17 protein-coding genes are annotated in these 19,201 nt (G+C 63.1%); 6 read left to right on the top strand and 11 right to left on the bottom strand.

Going from position 1 to position 19,201, the window contains the following annotated elements:
- Nucleotides 1-21: 21 nt before the first annotated feature.
- The 5 genes from AC1RCO_RS19720 to AC1RCO_RS19740 form a co-directional block, all read right to left on the bottom strand.
- On the bottom strand, nt 22-780 hold the full coding sequence (locus AC1RCO_RS19720) for a YiaD family glycine zipper/OmpA-like lipoprotein (RefSeq protein ID WP_011063337.1): 759 nt from the start codon (nt 778-780) through the stop codon (nt 22-24).
- Between the two features lie 111 nt (nt 781-891).
- Nucleotides 892-1,536, bottom strand: coding sequence for an MBL fold metallo-hydrolase (locus AC1RCO_RS19725; RefSeq protein ID WP_015636939.1), 645 nt, complete (start codon nt 1,534-1,536; stop codon nt 892-894).
- Nucleotides 1,537-1,594: 58 nt separating this feature from the next.
- Nucleotides 1,595-2,095 (bottom strand): methylated-DNA--[protein]-cysteine S-methyltransferase, encoded by a 501-nt coding sequence (locus AC1RCO_RS19730; RefSeq protein ID WP_011063355.1) that lies wholly within the window; start codon nt 2,093-2,095, stop codon nt 1,595-1,597.
- A 165-nt stretch (nt 2,096-2,260) separates the two neighbouring features.
- Nucleotides 2,261-2,515 carry a hypothetical protein gene (locus AC1RCO_RS19735; RefSeq protein ID WP_011063356.1) on the bottom strand — a complete coding sequence of 85 codons (255 nt, stop codon included), beginning with the start codon at nt 2,513-2,515 and terminating at the stop codon, nt 2,261-2,263.
- Entirely contained in the window at nt 2,496-2,678 is a 183-nt protein-coding gene (locus AC1RCO_RS19740) for a hypothetical protein (protein ID WP_011063357.1), read from the bottom strand. The genes AC1RCO_RS19735 and AC1RCO_RS19740 overlap by 20 nt, the downstream gene beginning before the upstream one ends.
- Before the next feature lie 139 nt (nt 2,679-2,817).
- On the opposite strand from AC1RCO_RS19740, the gene AC1RCO_RS19745 reads away from it, so the two are divergent.
- From AC1RCO_RS19745 to AC1RCO_RS19755, 3 genes are all read left to right on the top strand, one after another.
- Nucleotides 2,818-3,492 carry a response regulator transcription factor gene (locus tag AC1RCO_RS19745; RefSeq protein WP_011063358.1) on the top strand — a complete coding sequence of 225 codons (675 nt, stop codon included), beginning with the start codon at nt 2,818-2,820 and terminating at the stop codon, nt 3,490-3,492.
- A complete protein-coding gene (locus AC1RCO_RS19750; RefSeq protein WP_053160007.1) occupies nt 3,485-4,816 on the top strand; it encodes a sensor histidine kinase in 1,332 nt (443 codons plus the stop codon). Before AC1RCO_RS19745 ends, AC1RCO_RS19750 begins: the two co-directional genes overlap by 8 nt.
- A gap of 232 nt (nt 4,817-5,048) precedes the next feature.
- Nucleotides 5,049-5,951 carry a LysR family transcriptional regulator gene (locus AC1RCO_RS19755; RefSeq protein WP_011063360.1) on the top strand — a complete coding sequence of 301 codons (903 nt, stop codon included), beginning with the start codon at nt 5,049-5,051 and terminating at the stop codon, nt 5,949-5,951.
- Nucleotides 5,952-5,975: 24 nt separating this feature from the next.
- Here the strand turns inward: AC1RCO_RS19755 and AC1RCO_RS19760 are convergent, their stop codons facing one another.
- The 5 genes from AC1RCO_RS19760 to AC1RCO_RS19780 form a co-directional block, all read right to left on the bottom strand.
- Entirely contained in the window at nt 5,976-8,711 is a 2,736-nt protein-coding gene (locus AC1RCO_RS19760) for a winged helix-turn-helix domain-containing protein (protein WP_236203323.1), read from the bottom strand.
- A gap of 294 nt (nt 8,712-9,005) precedes the next feature.
- A complete protein-coding gene (locus AC1RCO_RS19765; RefSeq protein ID WP_011063362.1) occupies nt 9,006-10,370 on the bottom strand; it encodes a DUF1329 domain-containing protein in 1,365 nt (454 codons plus the stop codon).
- 30 nt (nt 10,371-10,400) lie between these two features.
- Nucleotides 10,401-12,290, bottom strand: coding sequence for a DUF1302 domain-containing protein (locus AC1RCO_RS19770; protein ID WP_492617963.1), 1,890 nt, complete (start codon nt 12,288-12,290; stop codon nt 10,401-10,403).
- Nucleotides 12,291-12,628: 338 nt separating this feature from the next.
- Nucleotides 12,629-14,311, bottom strand: coding sequence for a fatty acid--CoA ligase (locus AC1RCO_RS19775; RefSeq protein WP_065365208.1), 1,683 nt, complete (start codon nt 14,309-14,311; stop codon nt 12,629-12,631).
- Nucleotides 14,312-14,457: 146 nt separating this feature from the next.
- The gene (locus tag AC1RCO_RS19780; RefSeq protein ID WP_065365207.1) at nt 14,458-15,642 is read right to left on the bottom strand and encodes an MFS transporter; all 1,185 of its coding nucleotides are present in this window, start codon (nt 15,640-15,642) and stop codon (nt 14,458-14,460) included.
- An 87-nt stretch (nt 15,643-15,729) separates the two neighbouring features.
- Between AC1RCO_RS19780 and AC1RCO_RS19785 the strand changes: the two genes are divergently transcribed.
- Nucleotides 15,730-16,503: an AraC family transcriptional regulator gene (locus AC1RCO_RS19785; RefSeq protein WP_011063366.1), complete on the top strand. Its 774-nt coding sequence runs from the start codon at nt 15,730-15,732 to the stop codon at nt 16,501-16,503.
- Here the strand turns inward: AC1RCO_RS19785 and AC1RCO_RS19790 are convergent.
- Nucleotides 16,487-17,116 carry a LysE family translocator gene (locus tag AC1RCO_RS19790; protein WP_011063367.1) on the bottom strand — a complete coding sequence of 210 codons (630 nt, stop codon included), beginning with the start codon at nt 17,114-17,116 and terminating at the stop codon, nt 16,487-16,489. The two genes, AC1RCO_RS19785 and AC1RCO_RS19790, sit on opposite strands and share 17 nt — an antisense overlap.
- 84 nt (nt 17,117-17,200) lie before the next feature.
- On the opposite strand from AC1RCO_RS19790, the gene AC1RCO_RS19795 reads away from it, so the two are divergent.
- On the top strand, nt 17,201-18,166 hold the full coding sequence (locus AC1RCO_RS19795; RefSeq protein ID WP_283989149.1) for a 2-hydroxyacid dehydrogenase: 966 nt from the start codon (nt 17,201-17,203) through the stop codon (nt 18,164-18,166).
- Between the two features lie 31 nt (nt 18,167-18,197).
- Nucleotides 18,198-19,196, top strand: coding sequence for a methyltransferase (locus AC1RCO_RS19800; RefSeq protein WP_011063369.1), 999 nt, complete (start codon nt 18,198-18,200; stop codon nt 19,194-19,196).
- Nucleotides 19,197-19,201: the final 5 nt, after the last annotated feature.

The raw sequence follows: 19,201 nt of genomic DNA on the forward strand, positions 1-19,201 counted from the left end.
CCTGGGGTTCAGCCAGTCCGGTCAGGGATACTGCTGGTATTGCTGACCTTGCTGCTGATAGGGCTGCTGGTACTGCTGGTTCGGTTGCTGGTACTGCTGGCCCGGAATCGCCTTGAGGTTGACCTCGACCCGACGGTTCTGCGCACGGCCGTTGACATCGGCGTTGCTGGCGATCGGGTTGTCCGGACCGGCGCCACGAGCGGACAGGTTGGAACCGCTGACCCCCTGGGACGTCAGGTAGGTCGCTACGCTCTGGGCGCGACGCTGGGACAGATCCATGTTGTGCTGACGGCTGCCGGTGCTGTCGGTGTAGCCGACGATCTCGATCTGGTTCTGGTTGAACTCACGCAGGGAGTTGGCCAGGTTGTTCAGGGGCTGGTAGAAGCTGGGCGCGATATTCGCCGAGTCAGTGGCGAAGGTGATATTGCCCGGCATGATCAGCTTGATCTGATCGCCCTGGCGCTGCACTTCGACCCCGGTGTTAGCCATGCTGGCGCGCAGTTTTTTCTCCTGCTGGTCAGCGTAGTAGCCATAACCTGCAGCGGAAGCACCGACCACTGCTGCACCGATCAAGGCCCCCTTGCCACGGTTGTTGTGGTCGATGGCAGCACCAGCCAACGCACCGGCCAAGGCTCCCAGCCCACCGTACTTGGCGGTTTTACTCATGCCAGACGAGCCGCCGTCGGCCTGCCCCTGGTTGTCATAGGGGTTAGGCGAAGCGCAGCCGGACAACAAGGCCACAGCAGTAGCGACAACAATCAAACGACGTGAGGTGAACATGGAAAGCTCCTACATTTTGCATTCTGTGGTGCAGCGGACGTTGGCAATAGACCTTTGCCGGCGTTGGAACACGCAGAACGGCAAAAATTCCGTGAACCAACGGGCAAATAGTCAGGCTCGCACGAACGGGTTCTGACGCATCTCATCTCCCAGCCGGGTGTCTGGGCCGTGCCCGGCAACCACTGTGGCGTCTTCGTCGAGGGTATAGAGACGCTGCTTGATCGAACGCACCAGCGTGGCCTGGTCGCCACCCCACAAATCCGTGCGCCCGACCCCGCGCTTGAACAGCGTGTCGCCGGCAATCAGAAGCTTAGCCTCGGAAAACCAAAAGCTCATGGAACCTGGGGTATGCCCTGGAGTGTGCAAGGCCACACCGCAACCGCAGGCCAGCTCTTCGTCATCACCCAACCAGCGATCCGGGGACGGCACAGGGGTGTAGGGCACGCCGAACATGCTGCACTGCATCTCAAGGTTGTCCCAGAGAAACTGGTCGTCCTTGTGCAAGTGCAGGGTGGCGCCGGTCTTTTCCTTCATCTGCCCGGAGGCCAGGAAGTGATCCAGATGGGCATGGGTATGGATGATGCTCACCACCTTCAGGCCCAGTGCGTCCAGGCGCGCCATGATCAGGTCGGGGTTGCCGCCCGGATCGACGACTATGGCTTTCTTGGTCAGCGGGTCGCCAATGATGGTGCAGTTGCACTGCAGCGGGCCGACGGGGAAGGTTTCGCGGATGAGGCTGGGCTTGGCGGCGTCCATGGGAAGGCTCCAGAAAAATCGATGGGCCATTCTGTCACAGCTCGCCGCCACTGCTTACTCAGAACGCCAGTTGCAACGTTTCCTCGCCTTCCAGTGCCAACAGGAACTGCTTGGCCTCAAGACCGCCGGCGAAACCGGTGAGGCTGCCCGAGGCGCCGATCACCCGGTGGCAGGGGGCGACGATCGAGATCGGATTACGCCCATTGGCCGCCCCTACCGCACGCACTGCAGTGGGATTGCCGATCTGTCGGGCGATCTGGCTGTAACTGCGGGTCTCGCCGAAAGGAATGGTCAGCAGGGCTTGCCAGACCTGGCGCTGGAACTCGGTGCCGACAAAGTCCAGCTCAAGCTCGAAACGCTCGCGGGTACCGGCAAAGTATTCGCGCAACTGGCGCTCGGTCTCCAGCAACAGCGGATGCTCCGCGGCTTCCTGCAGCGGGCCCAGGCGCACCCGGTTCTGCCGCTCGTGCTCCCACAGAATCGCCGCCAGCTTCGCTCCCCGGGCGACCAGGGTCAGTTGGCCAACCGGGGACGCCATTTTCTTGAATACGCAGGACATCGCAGTTCTCCTTCAATCCGCCAGGGAAATCAGGCCGGCAACCCTGGGGTTCGCCGCCTTCATCTCAGTACGCCTGCACTGTAGAACGAGATTTCAGCGCAAGAACCTCGTTTCTTGCGCTGGAACTCGAAGGCGGATCATTCTGGGCGCTGCCAGGCGGCGAGGCTAGTCGTCTTCGTCCACCAGGTAGCAATTGTCGCTGCTGCTAAGCCGGCCATGGGGGTCGACGATAAAGGCCCCCCGCCCCTGACCACACTCCAGCAAGTGCACCGGCGACAGCTCGCGCTGGCGGTCGATCTGGGCGTTGAAGCGCACGATATAGGCACCCAGGGAAATGGATACACACAGGATCAGCATCAGACACAGCACCAACTGGTCGGTGTAGCCGGCGCCGCTATCGTCAGACGATACCCGCGACATGCTCGGCCTCCGCCCGTTGCAGGTCATGCCCCAGCAGGAACAAGCTCAAGGGGCCGCCGTCCCCAAGGCGCACCATGGGTGCCCCGGACGGCAGGACGCAAGCCATCAGGCCGAGAAGAATCAACACCAGCAGGATGCCTTTGAGCACTGAAGACAGGTTCATGGCTGTGCCGCGCTCTGCAGTTAAGAAGAGCCTGAGCTTAGAGAGCGCCGGGTTAACAGCGGGTAAACATCAATGGAAAAGCCTCGGCTTCCGCTATCCTTCGGCCCATCGAGTGCCAAGGGTCCAAGGGGACGTTTCCGTGCATATTCACCTGCTGCTGGTCGAGGACAACCTTGACCTGGCCAATACCGTCATCGAGTACCTGGAAATCGGCGGCATCGTCTGCGACCACGCCAGCAACGGCCAGACCGGCCTTAACCTGGCCCTGAGCCAGCATTACGACGTGATCCTCCTCGACATCATGCTGCCGCGGCTGGACGGCCAGCAGCTGTGCGAACAACTGCGCCAGAACGGCAGCCAGACCCCCATCCTCATGCTCACCTCGCTGGATGCCCTGTCGGACAAGCTCGCCAGCTTTGCCGCCGGTGCCGACGATTATCTGGTCAAGCCCTTCGAACTGGCCGAGCTGGTGGCCAGGATCCGTGCCCTGAGCCTGCGCCGCAGCGGCCAGGCCAGCCGCCTGCAGGTGGCCGACCTGGTAATGGAGCTGACCACCCGCAAGGTCAGCCGCGCCGGCCAGGAACTGCACCTGTCGCCCATCTGCTGGACCCTGCTGGAATGCCTGATGCGCGCCAGCCCCGAGCCTGTCACCCGGGAACGCCTGGAGGCGACGATCTGGGGCGACGAGCCGCCCGACAGCAACACCCTCAAGGTGCATATGCACCGGCTGCGCAAGACTGTGGACAAGTCCTTCGACCAGCCCCTGATCCACACCCTTCCCGGTATTGGCATACAGCTGAGGTCACATGCGTAACGGCCTGAGTTTGAAATGGGTGATCAGCGGCAGCTTCCTGCTGCTGATTGCCGTGGTACTGCTGATCTACAGTCTGCTGCTGCCGGAATACAGCGTCCGCGGCCTGCTCTACACCGCCAGCGCGATGATGGAGGAAGAAGCCCAGTACTTCGCCAGGCACTACAACAAGGACCCCACGACCCCGCCGCCGCACAACTATTTCTATACCAGCGTCATCGGCAAGGAGGCGCTGCCCGAGAAGGTCCGCCAATTGCTGGACACGCCCCCGAGCCTGTCCTTCGGTGCAGTCCAGGTCTTTGGCGACCTGGATTCCGATGACGACGATGAAGGCCGGGCGATCCTTGCCCAACCCCTGGCGGACGGCAAGACCCTGTACATGTACGACGTCGACCATGACCAGGAAGAAGGCGGCGAAGTCGAGACGCCACTGTCCGACGCCTACCTGGACCGTGAACTGCACGGGGTGATTTTCATCAGCCTGGCGGTGTTCATACCGGCGCTGATCATCATTGCCCTGCTGGTCTGGTGGCTGGTACGGCCCCTGGGCCGCCTGTCCCAGTGGTCCAGTACCCTCAAGGACCCCGACACGGTGGCCGGCGAACGGCCCAATTTCAGCTTCAAGGAATTCAATATGCTGGCCGACGCCCTGGCCCAGAGCATGCAACAGGTCCAGGCTGCCAGCCTGCGTGAAGGTCGGCTGCTACGCTACACCAGCCATGAACTGCGTACCCCGCTGGCAGTGCTCAAGGCCAATATCGAGCTGCTGACCCTGCAATCCGGCGGCGCCCTGCCGCCGCCCCTGCAACGTATCGAACGCTCGGTGCTGAACATGCAGCGCATCGCCGAGACCTTGCTGTGGATGAGCCGCGAGCTGCCCGAAGCCCTGCCCGAGGAGCCCATCGACATGAGCGGGCTGGTCAACGAGCTGATCCAGGAGCAGCGCTACCTGATCGGTACACGGGATATCGAACTGACCCTGGACATCAGCACCACGCCCTGCCGCCTGCCCCTGACCGCCTGCCGAATCGTGGTCGGCAATTTCCTGCGCAACGCCCTGCAATATGCCGATGACGGCACCATCGAGATCCACTTCGACTACCCGCGCCTGCGCATTCTCAACCGCATCCGCGAAGCCAAGCAGATCGAGCCTTCCAGCGACTACGGCTACGGCCTGGGTCTGGAACTGATGCGCCAGTTGTGTGCCCGCCTGGGCTGGCGCATCGACGTGCTGGTGGAGGAGCAACGCTTCAGCGTCACCCTGGACTTCGACGCCACCCCGACCGAGGAAGCCCCGCCCGCCGACCCCGGCGAGGAGAGTGCCTGAAGCCAAGCGAGGAAAAATGTGCTCGCAAGCGATGAAAAAACTGCCTTGGTCATGCCCTCCCTCCCGGCACTTGTGAGTATTGTTGCGGGACAAAAAAACACGCCGGGGGAGCCTTGCCGGTGCGTAACTTGCTTGCATCAAGCGCACTGCATGCGCGGTGATGCATGCAAGTCCCGGGTCACCCTGACCCGGCCGCCCTTCCCCCGTGCCCGGGCAAAGAACGAGGTTCGCTGTGGCTGCCTACAATCTGCGTCAACTGAAGTACTTCATCACCACCGTCGAGTGCGGCAGCGTCGCCGAGGCATCACGCAAGCTGTACATTGCCCAGCCGTCGATCTCCACCGCCATCAAGGGCCTGGAGGACAGCTTCGGCGTGCAATTGCTGATTCGTCACCATGCCCTCGGCGTCTCCCTGACCCCCAGCGGGGCACGTTTCTACCGCAAGGCCCAGGAGCTGCTGCGCATGGCCAAGGAGTTCGAGCAGAACGCCCTGGCAGACAACGACGTGGTCGCCGGACAGATCGACATCGGCTGCTTCGAAACCGTGGCACCGCTGTACCTGCCACAGCTGATCGCCGGCTTCAGCGCGCTCTATCCCGGGGTGGAAATCCGCATCCGTGATGGTGAGCAGCAGGAACTGGTACAGGGCCTGACCGGTGGCGCGTTCGATCTGGCGATCCTCTATGAGCATGACCTGGACGGCACCATCGAAACCGAGCCACTGATGCCGCCGCAACGGCCTTACGCCTTGCTGCCGGCCGGCCATCGCTACGCCAAGCAGCCCCAGGTATCGCTGCGCGACCTGTGCCTGGAGCCGATGATCCTGCTGGACGTGCAACCGAGCCGCACCTATTTCGTCAGCCTGTTCGAAGAACTGGGGCTGACGCCGCAGATTGCCTTCAGCTCACCGTCCATCGAGATGGTGCGCGGGATGGTCGGCCAGGGCTTCGGTTTCTCGATCCTGGTCACCCGCCCCCACTCGCCTTTTTCCTACGATGGCAAGCCGGTGGTGTGTGTCGACATTGTCGAGGACGTCACAGGTTCAGGCCTGGTGGCCGCCTGGCTCAAACGTGGCCAACTGACCAAGCCGGCGCGGTTGTTCGCCGACTACTGCAAGGAGCACCTGGCCCGCTAGCCCCGGCAGCCAGTGGCGCAGTGCCTACCCCAGCAACCCCAGCTCCTGGGCCCGGGCCACGGCCTGGGTCCGGCGCTCTACCCCCAGCTTGCTGTTGATATGGCTGGCATGGGTCTTCACCGTATGCAACGAGATGAACAGGCGCTCGCTAATTTCCTGGTTGGAGCAGCCCTGGGCGATCAACTGCAACACTGAAAGCTCCCGGGAGCTCAAGGACTCGTTATGGGCCACGATCTCCTGAGGTTCACGCGATGCTGCCGGCAACCGCTCCAGCAACGCCTGGGTCAGGGCTGTCGATACGCCCTGCTGCAACTGCTCACGCATCCAGCCGGGATGGCCATGGAGCAATGCCATGAACGGCTGCACCGCGCCTCCAACCCCGGCCTCCAGAGCCTGGGCCAGGTCCTGGCGGGCCTGCGGACCGCGACCGGCCGCCAGCAACAGTGCGGCTTTCTGGGTCAGGGCCATGACGCTCAGCAACTGCCGGCCGCTTTGCTGACCATGCTCGACCAACCGATTCAAGCGCTGCTCCGCCCGGCTCAGATCGCCCTTGATGCTTTCAAGCTGGGCTTGCTGCAATTCGATGTGCAACGGCAATTGCGGGTGGAACTCCGGTGGCGCCGCCGCCTGTTCGCCGGTGTAGGTCTGGCCCAGGCGGGCCAGCCAGGCTTCGGCCAGATCGGTACGCCCCTGGGCCAGCCACAGCTCGCATTTCACCAGGGTGATCATTGCCAGGTAATAGATCGGTGGCACGTCCCAGATGTGCATCAAGCGCTCGGCTTCCGCCAGCTCGGCGAAGGCTCGGGAGAACTCGCCACCCAGGCCTTCCTGCTTGGCGATCACGCAGTGACCGATCAGCACGCTGATATCGCGACAGGCCCGGGCCTCCACCAGGCCGGCCTGCAAGCGCACCAGACCGGCCTCGGGCTGGGCGCGCAGGGTCAGCAGATAACCGTCATACAGGGTCAACCGGGCCCGCACCGCATACAACCGCTGGGCCGACAGGCCCTGCAAGCGCCGCAGCCCCTGGTGTACCTCCTCCTGCGCCCGCAGCACTTCGCCGCGGGCCTGCAGGACCCGGGCACGGTCGTAGTGGGCCAGGGCTTCGAACAACGGATTGCCGACCCGTTGCGCCAGCTCCAGGGATTCGCGATTGAGGCTGCGGGCCCGCCACAGATCGGCATCGGTAATGGCCAGGTTGGACAAGGTCGACAGGCACATCAGGCGCTGCCCATAACGTTTGGGCGGCAGGCTTTCCAGGGCCTCGCTGCAATAGGCCAGGGTGTTTTCCCGCTGGCCGCGGCCACGGGCGATGATTCCGCTCAGGGCCAGCCATTGCGCCAACATCGACTTCTGCGCCGTGGCCGAAGGGGCCGGCAGGAAACGACTCAGGTGATTGGCCAGTTCCTCCGCCGCATCCAGCTGGCAGGCCAGGCCCAGGGCCCAGCTGTAGAGCACGATCAGCCGCGGCGTGCTGATCAGCAGGCTGTCGGGCAGGTCCATCTTCCAGCGCAGCAGCATGCCGACGTTCTGTTCCGCCAGCAGTTGCTCTTCGGACAGGTTCTGCACCAGGTTGGCCGCCACGTCCAGGTGCCCGGCGCGCAGCGCTTGCTCCACCGCTTCGTCGAGCAGCCCCTGGGCGTTGAACCAGCGGCAGGCGCGCAGGTGCAGGCTGGCCGCTGGCACCAGGGCATTGGCCGTGGGCCGGCTGCGCAGCAGGTCGGAAAACAGGTGGTGATAACGATACCAATGGCCGTGTTCATCCAGGGGCACCAGGAATACCTGGTGGGCCTGGAGGAAACCCAGGATCTCGGCGCTGTCATGGGCTTCGCGCAGGGCATCGCACAGCTCGGCGCAAAACCGCTCCTGGGGCGCCGTGTCATACAGGAATGACTGCACTTCGGCGGGCAGGCAGTCGATGACCTCTTCCAGCAGGTAGTCGCGGATCAGTCCTTCCCCGCCATGCAGGCCCTGGGGTAGCGCGCCCCCGGCTCCCGCCTCGGACGCCGCCAGCAGCCAGAAACGCAGCCCGGCCACCCAGCCTTCGCTGCGCTGAATCAGGTTTTCCAGGGCTTCGCCGCGCAGCGAACTGCTGTGCCGGTCGAGCAGGCTCAGGGATTCGTCGTGGGTCAGGCGCAAATCCTGCTCGTGCAGCTCCAGCAGTTGCCGGGACAACCGCAGCCGCGCCAGGTGCCAGTCCGGGCGTTGGCGGCTGGTGACCAGCACCAGCAAGCCATCGGGCAGGTGATTGAGAAAAAACTGCAGGCAACGATCGAGGACCGGCCCCTGCGCCAGGTGATAGTCGTCCAGCACCAGCAATAACGGACTGGCACCGGTCAATTGCACCGCCAGCTCATCCAGCAGGCCGTCCAGCCACTCTTCAAAGGCGAAGGGCTGGTGGCGCTGACGCATTTTCAACAGGCCCAGGGACTGCCGTCCCAATTGGGGAAAGTACTGCTGCAGACCGGCCAACAGACGCTCGAGGAAACGCCCGGGATCGCTGTCCCGGCGGCTCAACCCCAGCCACAGGCTCTGCCAGTTATCCGGCAGGCCCTGGCAAAACTCCACGGCCAGCGAGCTCTTGCCAAACCCGGCAGGCGCACAGACCAGCAGCAATCGCCCCTTCAACCCGGCGCCCAGGCGCTCGCAAAGACGCGGCCGCTGCACGTATCCATCGGGCAGGGGGGGTCGATAAAAACGTCCCTCCAGAGCGGGGATCACCGCGCTGGCAGGCCGTTGCAGGGGGGACAGGTCAGTCATGGCCAACTCTTATTGATGTACGGTTGTCGGCGTAGCAGATGTCCGCAGACTAGCGGTAAAAGGCCACCTGTTGAAGATTTTTGCGACCATTCGGGTGAAAAAGACTATGAGCAAATTGGTCAGATAACTCTGAATGATTAAAAGATATTTCGTTTATTTATTGATTAAGTGGCTAATTAGCTTCGAGAAAGCTGCCTGTACCTGGATGGATTCCAAGGCCGGGCCCTCAGGCAAAAAAAAGCCCCGAACCAGGTCGGGGCTTTTTCCGAGGATGCGGCCTCTATTTGCAGCGGCTCAGCGAACCCCGTCCTGACGCAGGGCGGCTGGGGTGAAATCGCTGGTGGTGGCGGTGAAACCGAAGTCGTAGGCCTGTTTCTCTTCGTTCTTCATGCCCAGGGCCAGGTAGCGACCGGACTGCAGGTCGTAGAGGGTTTCCAGGGCGTACCACGGCACTTGCTTGTCGTAGTAGTTCTCGGCGTGAGCCTCGGCCACGCGCCACAGCTGGCCACGACCGTCGTAGTGGTCGATCACCGCTGCCTGCCAGGTGTCTTCGTCGATGTAGAAGTCACGCTTGGCGTAGATATGGCGCTGGCCTTCCTTCAAGGTTGCCACCACATGCCAGACCCGGCGCAGCTCATAGCGAGCCAGGTCCTGGTTGATGTGGCCGGCCTTGATGATGTCGGCGTACTTCAGGGTCGGCGAGTCGAGCTTGTAGCTGTCGGAAGCGATGTACATCTCCTTCTTGCCTTCCAGCTTCCAGTCGTAGCGATCCGGCGCACCGTTGTACATGTCCAGGTTGTCGGAAGTACGCAGGCCGTCGGCAGCGGTACCCGGGCCGTCATAGGACACTTGCGGGGCGCGGCGTACGCGGCGCTGGCCAGCGTTGTAGACCCAGGCCGAACGCGGCTCCTTCACTTGGTCGAGGGTTTCGTGCACCAGCAGCACGCCACCGGCCAGGCGCGCCGGCGCGGTCACTTTCTGCTTGAAGTAGAACAGGATGTTGCCCGGGTTCTTCGGATCGTAGTCCTTCATCTTGTCGCGGAACACGAACTGGTCCTGGAAGTACACCAGGCTGTAGGAGCCGTTGGCCTGTGGCGTGGCCTGGGTCACCAGGCGGGTCACACTGCCACCGCGATAGCGGGTGATGTGGTTCCAGATGACTTCCACGCCGCTTTTCGGGATCGGGAACGGAATCGCGGTTTCGAAGTTCTCCAGGCCGTTGCCGCCGGACACCAGGTTGGTGCTGGTGGCGTTGCGCTTGATCGCGGCGAACACGTCAGCCGGCACGGTGGCCCCGCGATGGGACGGGTAGACCGGCATCTTGAAGGTTTCCGGGTAGCGCTTGAACATCGCGTACTGCCCCGGCGCCAGCTTGTCCTTGTACTGCTCGACGTTCTGCGCGGTGATGGTGAACAGCGGCTGCTCGCTGCCGTAGGGGTTGGACAGGAAACCCTTGCTGTCCACGGTGCCAGCATTGGTCGCCAGTGGCTTCCAGGCCGGAATGGTGCCGGCGGCATTGCCGGCCATTTCCGCGCCCATCGGCGTCAGGCTGGTACCCAGCTTGGCGGCTTCATCGGCCGAGACCGCGGCCATGACCCCGGTGGCCAGCAGTGACAGTCCCAGCACACCGACGTGCAACAGACTCTTGGTGATTTTCATATTGTTGTTCTTCCTGAAAATGCAGTGTGCTTAGAAGTTCACGCCAACGCTCAAGGCGAGGAAATCCCGGTCATCCACGGTGCTGTAGTCGCCACCGAAGAAGTTGGTGTAGGCCAGGCTCGCGGTGTAGGTGTTCTGGTACTCGGCATCCAGCCCCAGGCTGATGGCCTTGCGGCCTTCTTCGAAGTTGCCGCCAGGACCTGGCGAGTAACCCTTGACGTCATGGGACCAGGCCACGTTCGGCTTGAGGTTCACACCAGCGAACACATCCGGGTATTCCCAGATGGCACGGCCGCGGTAGCCCCAGGAGGTGGCAGTGGTGAAGCCATCGTTGTTGCAGTTGGCGCTCAGATTGCTGGCGTCTGCACCAGGACCTGCACCGGCAATGGTGGTGGAGTTAAGCGCACGACAGGTGTTTTGCCCGCCGGTGGCTGGCAAGGCGCCAGGACCAAACACCGGATCACGTCCATAGCGGACATCCGACTTGCTCTCAAGGCCTCCGACGTGGGTAACCCCCACCTCACCCACCAGCGTCAGACGGCTGGCGCCCATGACCTGATCGAAGAAGTGCGTGAAGGTGGTCTGGAACTGAGTGACTTCCTTGCGGCGATAGCCGTGAAGGTCCTGCCCCGCTACACCTTCAAGCAGCGAGGCGTTGGCGAATGCCCCCTTCAGAGGTCGAACGGCGGAATAGAGAATATCGGTAGAGTTGAGTTGTACAGGCGCATTCGGCCGGTAGCTGATTTCACCGCTCCACGCCGTCCCCGTAGGCAGGGTGGTGGAGAAACTCAAGCCATACAGGCGAATGTCTTCTGGATACTCAACGAAGTACTTCGAATTACCGGCGATCCATACCGGCGCCAAAGTGCCGAAGCCAGGAGCAATGGCGTAAGCCGACTGTGGCGCAGCCGTGGCACTGAAGATCGGCGCCCGGCTGTGATAGTTCATGAAGTAGGCGCCGAACTCGGTGTCCAGCGGCTCGAAGTTGTAGTGGAACGCCGCACCGAACTGGCCGCTGTCACGGGCATCGCGGTCGCCACTGCGACGCACCAGCGTGCCTTCTTCGTTGACGTCGACGCCACGAGCCTGCATCGCGGCCAGGGCCGCGCGCCCCGGCGCCGTGGCGGCGATGGTCGAACGCTTGGCCAGCAGTCGCAGGTTGTCGTCACAGCCGTCGGAAATGTTGTCCGGCTGCGAGAAGAAGGTGCCGCAGTTATCGGTAACGGTCTGGTCCCATTCCAACTGGTAGAAGGCTTCGGCCGACAGGTTCTCGGTCAGGTTCTGGGAGATGTAGAACATGTTGACCGGGATCAGGCCTTCCTTGATCTCGGCGCCAGGACGGCGGAACGCCGACACATCGATGGGGTTGATCGAGTTGATACCGCCACCGATGAAGGTACTTTCGCCCCAGCTCACCACCTGCTTACCGAAACGCACGGAGCCCGGCTCATCGGCAATGGAATAGTTGTGATAGATGAAGGCATCGAGAATCTGCCCGCCGGAAGACTTGGCGCCCTCTTTACGGTTGTCGTTGCTGACGTTCTTGAAGTCCAGGTCTTCGTCCTGGAGCTTGAAGTCATACCAGTACTTGCCACGGACAAACACACCGGTATCGCCGTACTTCAATTCCAGGTCATGGATACCCTTGAAGATCTTCGAGAAGGTCTGGCCCTTGTTGAAGTTCAAGTGGCCGTCATCGGTGGTCTGGGACAGGCCCTTGCCGCCGTTGTTGACCCCGATCAGGTCCTTGTTGCGCCCGGCGGTCGACCAGCTGGCCCCCACCGACAGGGACGAATCGAAGCTGCCTTCGATTTCACCGATGTTGAAGCTGACGCCGAATGCCGGCCCGGCGAGCGTGGAGGCGAGACCGACGGCCAGGGGCAGTTTCGCCCGGCGCCAGAACTGGTTTGCTGATGTCATCGACGCTACTCCATGTGCATTATTGTTATGGCAGTACGCTTTTCTGAAAACGCTTCGAATACCGGTTGAATGAACACTTGTCCCGGCTCCGAAGTTGCGTGGCGCGAGCCCCCCGCAATGCTCCGTCGTTCAGAAAAATCCGTGAACGGACTATATCCAGCAGGGATTACTGCTTGATCCCTCTAAAGTGTGATTTGCAGCCACCCACCGCACTGGAACAGCCCTTTGCCATAACCTTTGAAAAACGGCGCGGCAAGAATGACTGAAAAATCCGTGAGCACAAGGCAAAGGCTTGCCGGGTGGGCGTGCCGTGCCCGAGCGGGCACGGCCGGGGACGCTCAGAGCGTGGAGAGGAAGGTGCTGTTGCTGGCTTGCCACTCGCTGATGTCGACGCGGATGCGCTTCTTGTCGAGCTTGCCAACGCTGGTCTTGGGAATTTCAGTAACAAGGGCGATCTGACTGGGAATCGCCCACTTGCTCAGGTGGCCCAGCTCGACGAAGGGCTTGAGGTGTTCCTTGAGCTCGCGGGCGCCAATCTCATGGCCCTCGCGGATGACCAGCAGGGCGAATGGGCGTTCGCCCCACTGCGGATCGGCAATGCCCACCACTGCTACTTCACGTACCGCCACGTGGCGGCTGATGAGGTCCTCCAGGTCCAGGGAGGAGATCCACTCGCCACCGGTCTTGATCACGTCCTTGATCCGGTCGCGGATGTCGATCACCCCCATGCTGTCCAGGGTCGCCACGTCACCGGTATGCAGCCAGCCGCCTTCCCAGAGCTCGGCGCCTTTTTGCGGCTCGTTGAAATAACCTTCGCTCAGCCAGGGCGCCCGCAGCACCAGCTCGCCCTGGGCCTCGCCGTCCGCCGGGAGGAAGTTGCCTTCGGCATCGATGATTGCCGCTTCCACCAGCGGCCCCGGTACCCCGGCCTTGATGCGGTAGGTGGTGCGCTCGTCCTCGCTGCCCGCCATCAGTTCATCATTCAGGTGTGCACAGGACACCAGCGGTCCGGTTTCCGACATGCCGTAGGCAGCCGTCAGCTGGATGCCCTTGGCCTTGGCCGCCTCGTACAGCGCGCGGTTCAGCGCACTGCCGCCGATGACGATCTTCCAGCCGCCGAAATCCGTACCCTGGGCCGCCTTGGCATTGAGCACCATCTGCAGGATGGTCGGCACGCAGTGAGAGAAGGTGACCTTCTCCCGGCGCCACAGCTCCACCAGGTACTCCGGGTCGTAGCGCCCGGGATAGACCTGCTTGAGCCCGAGCATGGTGGCCACGTACGGCAAGCCCCAGGCGTGCACGTGGAACATCGGGGTGATGGGCATGTACACATCGTTGGTGCCCAGCAGGCGCACGCTGTCGATGGCCCCCATGATGGTGGACACCCCCAGGGTGTGCAGCACCAGCTGGCGGTGGGTGAAGTACACGCCCTTGGGGTTGCCGGTGGTGCCGGTGGTGTAGAAGGTGGTGGCCACCGAGTTCTCGTCGAAATCCTCGAACGCGTACTGGGGGCTGGCGGCGGCGAGCAAGGTCTCGTACTCGCCCACCAGGTTCGGCAACTCGGCGGTTTTCTCCGGGGCATCGGTGAGCAGCAGGGTTTTCTCCACCGTGGTCAGGTGCCCGGCAATCGCCTGGTACAGGCCGACGAACTCGCTGTTGACCAGCACGAAGCGGTCCTCGGCATGGTTCATGGTGTAGAGAATCTGCTCCGGCGACAGACGCACGTTGATGGTGTGGATCACCGCACCGATCATCGGGATGGCAAACATGCACTCCAGGTAGCGATGGCTGTCCCAGTCCATGACCGCCACGGTGTCCCCCGCCCTGACCCCGGCCGCGGTCAGCACATTGGCCAGGCGCGCCACCCGCTCGATCAGGGTCGGATAGGTGTAGCGCAACTGGTCACGGTAGATGATCTCGCGGGTTTTTTCGTAGCGGGTGCCGGACATCAGCAAGCGCTTGATCAGAAGTGGGTATTGGTAGGCGCCTTCGGCGGGAGGAATAACGCGAGTCTGCAACATAAGAATCCCTTTTCTGACGGCTCGGTCGTGACTGGAGGATAACCACTCTAGAGCTCCTGCGCGCCCGCTAAATCAGCCAAAGGAATGATTTGCAGGGCCGTACAAATACTAGCTTCAGGCCAGTATTGTTACGGCCCTGCACGACCTCAGGCGCTTTGCCCCACTGCCGCTTCCGCGGGGGTGCGGGGAAAGGCCAGCGCCGCGGCAAACGTCAGCGCCGCGACCCCCGCCAGGACCAGGTACAGGCCGCTCAGGCCCTCACGCGGTTCCACCAGAGCAATCAGCGGAATCGCCGTGGCACTGGCACCGAACGACAGGCAGTAACGCAAGGCGAAGACTCGCGACTGCCACTGGGGCGCAACGAAGTTCGCGACCATGGCATCGTTCACCGTGACCTGGCCAAACACCACGAACATGAAGGCCGCACCCAGGACGATCACGCCCCAACCCTGGCTGTCGGCCATCGCCAGCAGCAACGGGGCCTGGAGCAGAGTCAAAATGATGAACGGCCACTTCAGGCTGAAGCGGTGCAATACCCGGCCGATCAACAACTGCGCCACTGCGCCGAAGGCATAGGCCAGGCTGACCACCACCCCCAGGGTCTGCGGCGAGGTGAACAATTCATGCAGGCGTTCCTGGAACAGCTTCGGGTAAGTCATGGTGGTGGCGTTGAAGACCACCCCGCCAGTGGCTGTGGCCAGGGCCAGCACGCCGAACACCAGGAGCATAGAGATCTGCTGCCCGCCCTTGCCCTTGAGCGACACATGGGCGCGTGCGGGGGCAGGCTCGTCACGCACCTGCAAGGCAAAGCCGACACCCAGAAGGATGGCCACGCCCCCTGGCAGGATGAACGCCGAGCGCCAGCCGAACTGCGCCACCAGCAAGCCGGTAATCAAGGCCGAGAAGGCCACGCCGAGGTTGCCCCACATACCGTTGATGCCGATCTCGCGCCCGCGATTCTGCGCATAGGCCACCAGCATCGCGGTGCCCACCGGATGATAGATAGCGGCGAATATTCCCATCAGGGTCAGCCCGATCACCAGCATGCTCGGGCTATTACTGAGCCCGGTGAGGATCGAAGCGCCACCGATGCCGAAAAAGAACAGCAGCATCATCTGCCGCCGACTCCAGTGATCCCCCAGCCAACCGGCCGGTAGCGAACAGGCGCCAAAGGCGATGAAACCGCCCAGGGACAGACCGATCAGCCCGGCATAGTCCAGGCCAAAGGCCTGGGTCATGCCCAGCACGGCAGCGGGAAAGATCAGCATGAACATGTGATCGATGACATGGGCGGCGTTGACGTAGCGGATGACGTTTCGGGCTTGATTCATGGCGACACACCGGGGGTTGGTTGTTGTACCGCCTATGCTAATTTGGCAATCCACCGCATTTCTGACAACAAAGTCATTGGACCGGACATGTTAATCGACCACTTCCACCATGGGCCGGTCAGCGCCTATCCCCGGGACTACCCCGACGCCGCGCATCAACCATTGCACCGCCATCGCGAGGCGCAGTTTCTCTACGCCGCCTGCGGCACCATGCGCCTGGTCACCGCCCAGGGCGCCTGGGTGATCCCACCGAGCCGGGCGGTGTGGATCCCGCCCCTGGTGGAGCATGAAATCTTCATGGTCGGCGAGGTGCGCATGCGCTCTCTGTTCATCGACCCGGAGCTGTCAGCGCCCGCATTGCGCCAATGCTGCGTCCTGGCGGTCACACCGCTGCTGCGGGAGTTGATCCTGCGTGCCGTGCAAGGTCCGGAACAAGCGGAAAACCCCTTGATCCAGCAATTGATGCTGGAAGAAATCGCCGCCCTGGAAAACCTTCCGCTGCACATTCCCATGCCCCAGGACCGGCGCTTGCAAGCCATCTGCCGGACCTTGATACAGACCCCGGATCACCCCCACACCCTGGAAGACTGGGCGCAGCAGGTCGGCGCCAGTTCACGAACCCTGGCGCGGCTGTTCCAGCAGCAGGTGCAGATGAATTTCAATGCCTGGCGCCAGCAGGTGCGCCTGATGGAAGCCCTGCCACGCCTGCTCGCCGGGGAAAGCGTGCACAACGTGGCCGACTCGCTGGGATACGGCAGCGCCCGGGCCTTCAGCGCGATGTTCTGCCGTTTGCTCGGGGATACGCCACGGCATTACGTGGCGGCCCTGAATCAGCTCAGCGCAATCAATGCATCTCGGTGAAGGCCAGCTTCACGCCGATGGCGATCAGCACTGCGCCCATGGTGCGGTCGAACCAGTGGCCCATGCGGGCAAAGCCGGCACGAACCCGCTGCTGGCTGAAGAGCATGGCCACCAGGCAGAACCACACAGCGGTGGCCACCGCCAGATACACGCCATACCCGGCCTGGATCGCCAGCGGCGTATGCGGGTTGATCACCACGGTGAACAGCGAGAGAAAGAACAGGGTCGCCTTGGGGTTCAGGCCATTGGTGACAAAGCCTGAAGTGAAGGCCCCACGCGCAGTGCGGACCCCGGCTTCCTTGTGCAGGTCGTCGGCCGCCGGTTTGGCCGGCTGGGCACGCAGGGCCTTGTAGCCGATGTACAGCAGATAGGCCGCAGCCAGCCACTTCAGTGCGTTGAACAGGACGATGGACTGGGAAACGATCAGGCCGATCCCCAGCAGCGAGTAACCCACGTGCAGGAAGATTGCGCAGCCCACACCCAGCGCGGTCCAGGTGCCGGCTCGACGGCCGTGGGTCACGCTTTCACGCACCACCACGGCGAAGTCCGGGCCGGGGCTGGCCACTGCCAGAAGATGGATGAGGGCAACGGTCAAGAACTCGGTGAAGTACATGCAGGCTCCTGTGTATGTCTAATTATTTCATCTGTTAGGCTCGGCAGATTACGCCTTAGAACCCTCGTGCAAAAGGTACAGTTCATGACTAACAATCGCCGCGCCGTCTTCCTCGATCACAGCTCACTGGACCTCGGTGACCTGGACCTGGGTGCGCTGCATGACAGCTTCAGCCCTCTGCAAGTACATGCCCACACAGCGCCGGAACAGGTCGCCGAACGCCTGCAGGGAGCCCGGGTGGCCATCAGCAACAAGGTGGCACTGACAGCCGAAACCCTGGCCGCCTGCCCCGACCTGCAACTGATCCTGGTGGCCGCCACCGGCACCAACAATGTCGACCTGGCCGCAGCCCGCAAGCAGGGGATCACCGTCAGCAACTGCCAGGGCTACGGCACTCCCTCGGTGGCCCAGCACACCCTGATGCTGCTGCTCAACCTGGCCACCCGGGTCGCCGATTACCAGCAGGCCGTGGCTGCCGGGCGCTGGCAACAGGCCAGTCAGTTCTGCCTGCTGGACTACCCGATCATCGAACTGGCGGGCAAGACCCTGGGCCTGCTGGGCAATGGCGAACTGGGCAGCGCGGTGGCCCGCCTGGCCGAAGCCTTTGGCATGCGTGTGCTGCTGGGGCAGATTCCAGGCCGCCCGACCCGCCCGGACCGCCTGCCGCTGGAGGAACTGCTGCCGCAAGTGGACGCCCTGACCCTGCACTGCCCCCTCAACGAGCACACCCGCCACTTTATCGGTGCCCGGGAACTGGCCCTGCTCAAGCCCGGAGCCCTGGTGGTCAACACCGCCCGCGGCGGGCTGATCGATGAACAGGCCCTGGCCGATGCATTGCGCAATGGTCACCTGGGTGGTGCGGCCACCGATGTGCTCAGCGTCGAACCCCCGGTGGCTGGCAACCCCCTGCTGGCCGGCGACATTCCGCGCCTGATCGTCACTCCACACAACGCTTGGGGCAGCCGCGAGGCCCGCCAGCGAATCGTCGGTCAATTGACGCAAAACGCCCACGCCTTCTTCAGCGGCGCCCCGCTGCGGGTCGTGAGTTGATAAACTTCGCCACTTTTTTCGGGGGCGGATCATGGATACACGCAGTGAAGTACTGTTGCGTCAGGCTGAATTGTTTCAAGGCTCACTGCTGCTGGCCGGCCTGGCCGCCGACGATCTGCTGGGCCGCCTGCCCAATGCCCGGGGCTGGAGCTGGCACGCCGGCGACCAGGCAGCCCTGGAGGCGCGCTTTCCCGGCCGCAGTCACTTTGGCGTAGACGCACCGGCCCAATCCTTCGACAGCGCCGTGCTGTTCCTGCCCAAATCCAAGGACCTCACCGACTACCTGCTCAACGCCCTGGCCTCGCGCCTGGCCGGGCGCGAACTGTACCTGGTGGGCGAGAAGCGCAGCGGCGTGGAGAGTGCGGCCAAGCAACTCAACCCCTTCGGCAAACCGCGCAAGCTCGATAGCGCCCGGCACTGCCAGCTGTGGCAGGTCACGGTGGCCAATGCTCCCGAACCGCTCACCCTGCAGAGCCTGGCCCAGGAGTACGAACTGCCGCTGGCCGAAGGCCCGCTGAAAGTCATCAGCCTGCCGGGGGTGTTCAGCCATGGCCGGCTGGATCGCGGCACCGCGCTGCTGCTGGAGCACCTGGACCACCTGCCCGCCGGCCACCTGCTGGACTTCGGCTGCGGTGCCGGAGTGCTCGGGGCCACAGTGAAACGCCGCTACCCGGACAGCCGCGTGACCCTGCTGGATGTGGACGCCTTCGCCGCCGCCAGCAGCCGCCTGACCCTGGCGGCCAACGGCCTGGAAGCCGAGGTGCTGACCGGTGACGGAATCGACGCCGCGCCCATGGGGCTGAACGGCATCCTGACCAATCCGCCCTTCCATACCGGGGTCCATACCGACTACCAGGCAACGGAAAACCTGCTGCGAAAAGCAGCCAAACATCTGCAAAAAGGTGGAGAACTGCGAGTAGTTGCCAACAGCTTCCTGCGCTACCAGCCGCTGATCGAAGAGCACCTGGGGCCCTGTGCGATCAAGGCCGAAGGCCAGGGCTTTCGCATTTATCGGGCCAAGCGCGGCTGAAATCC

The organism is Pseudomonas sp. GW823-FHT03E05 (assembly GCF_058796855.1).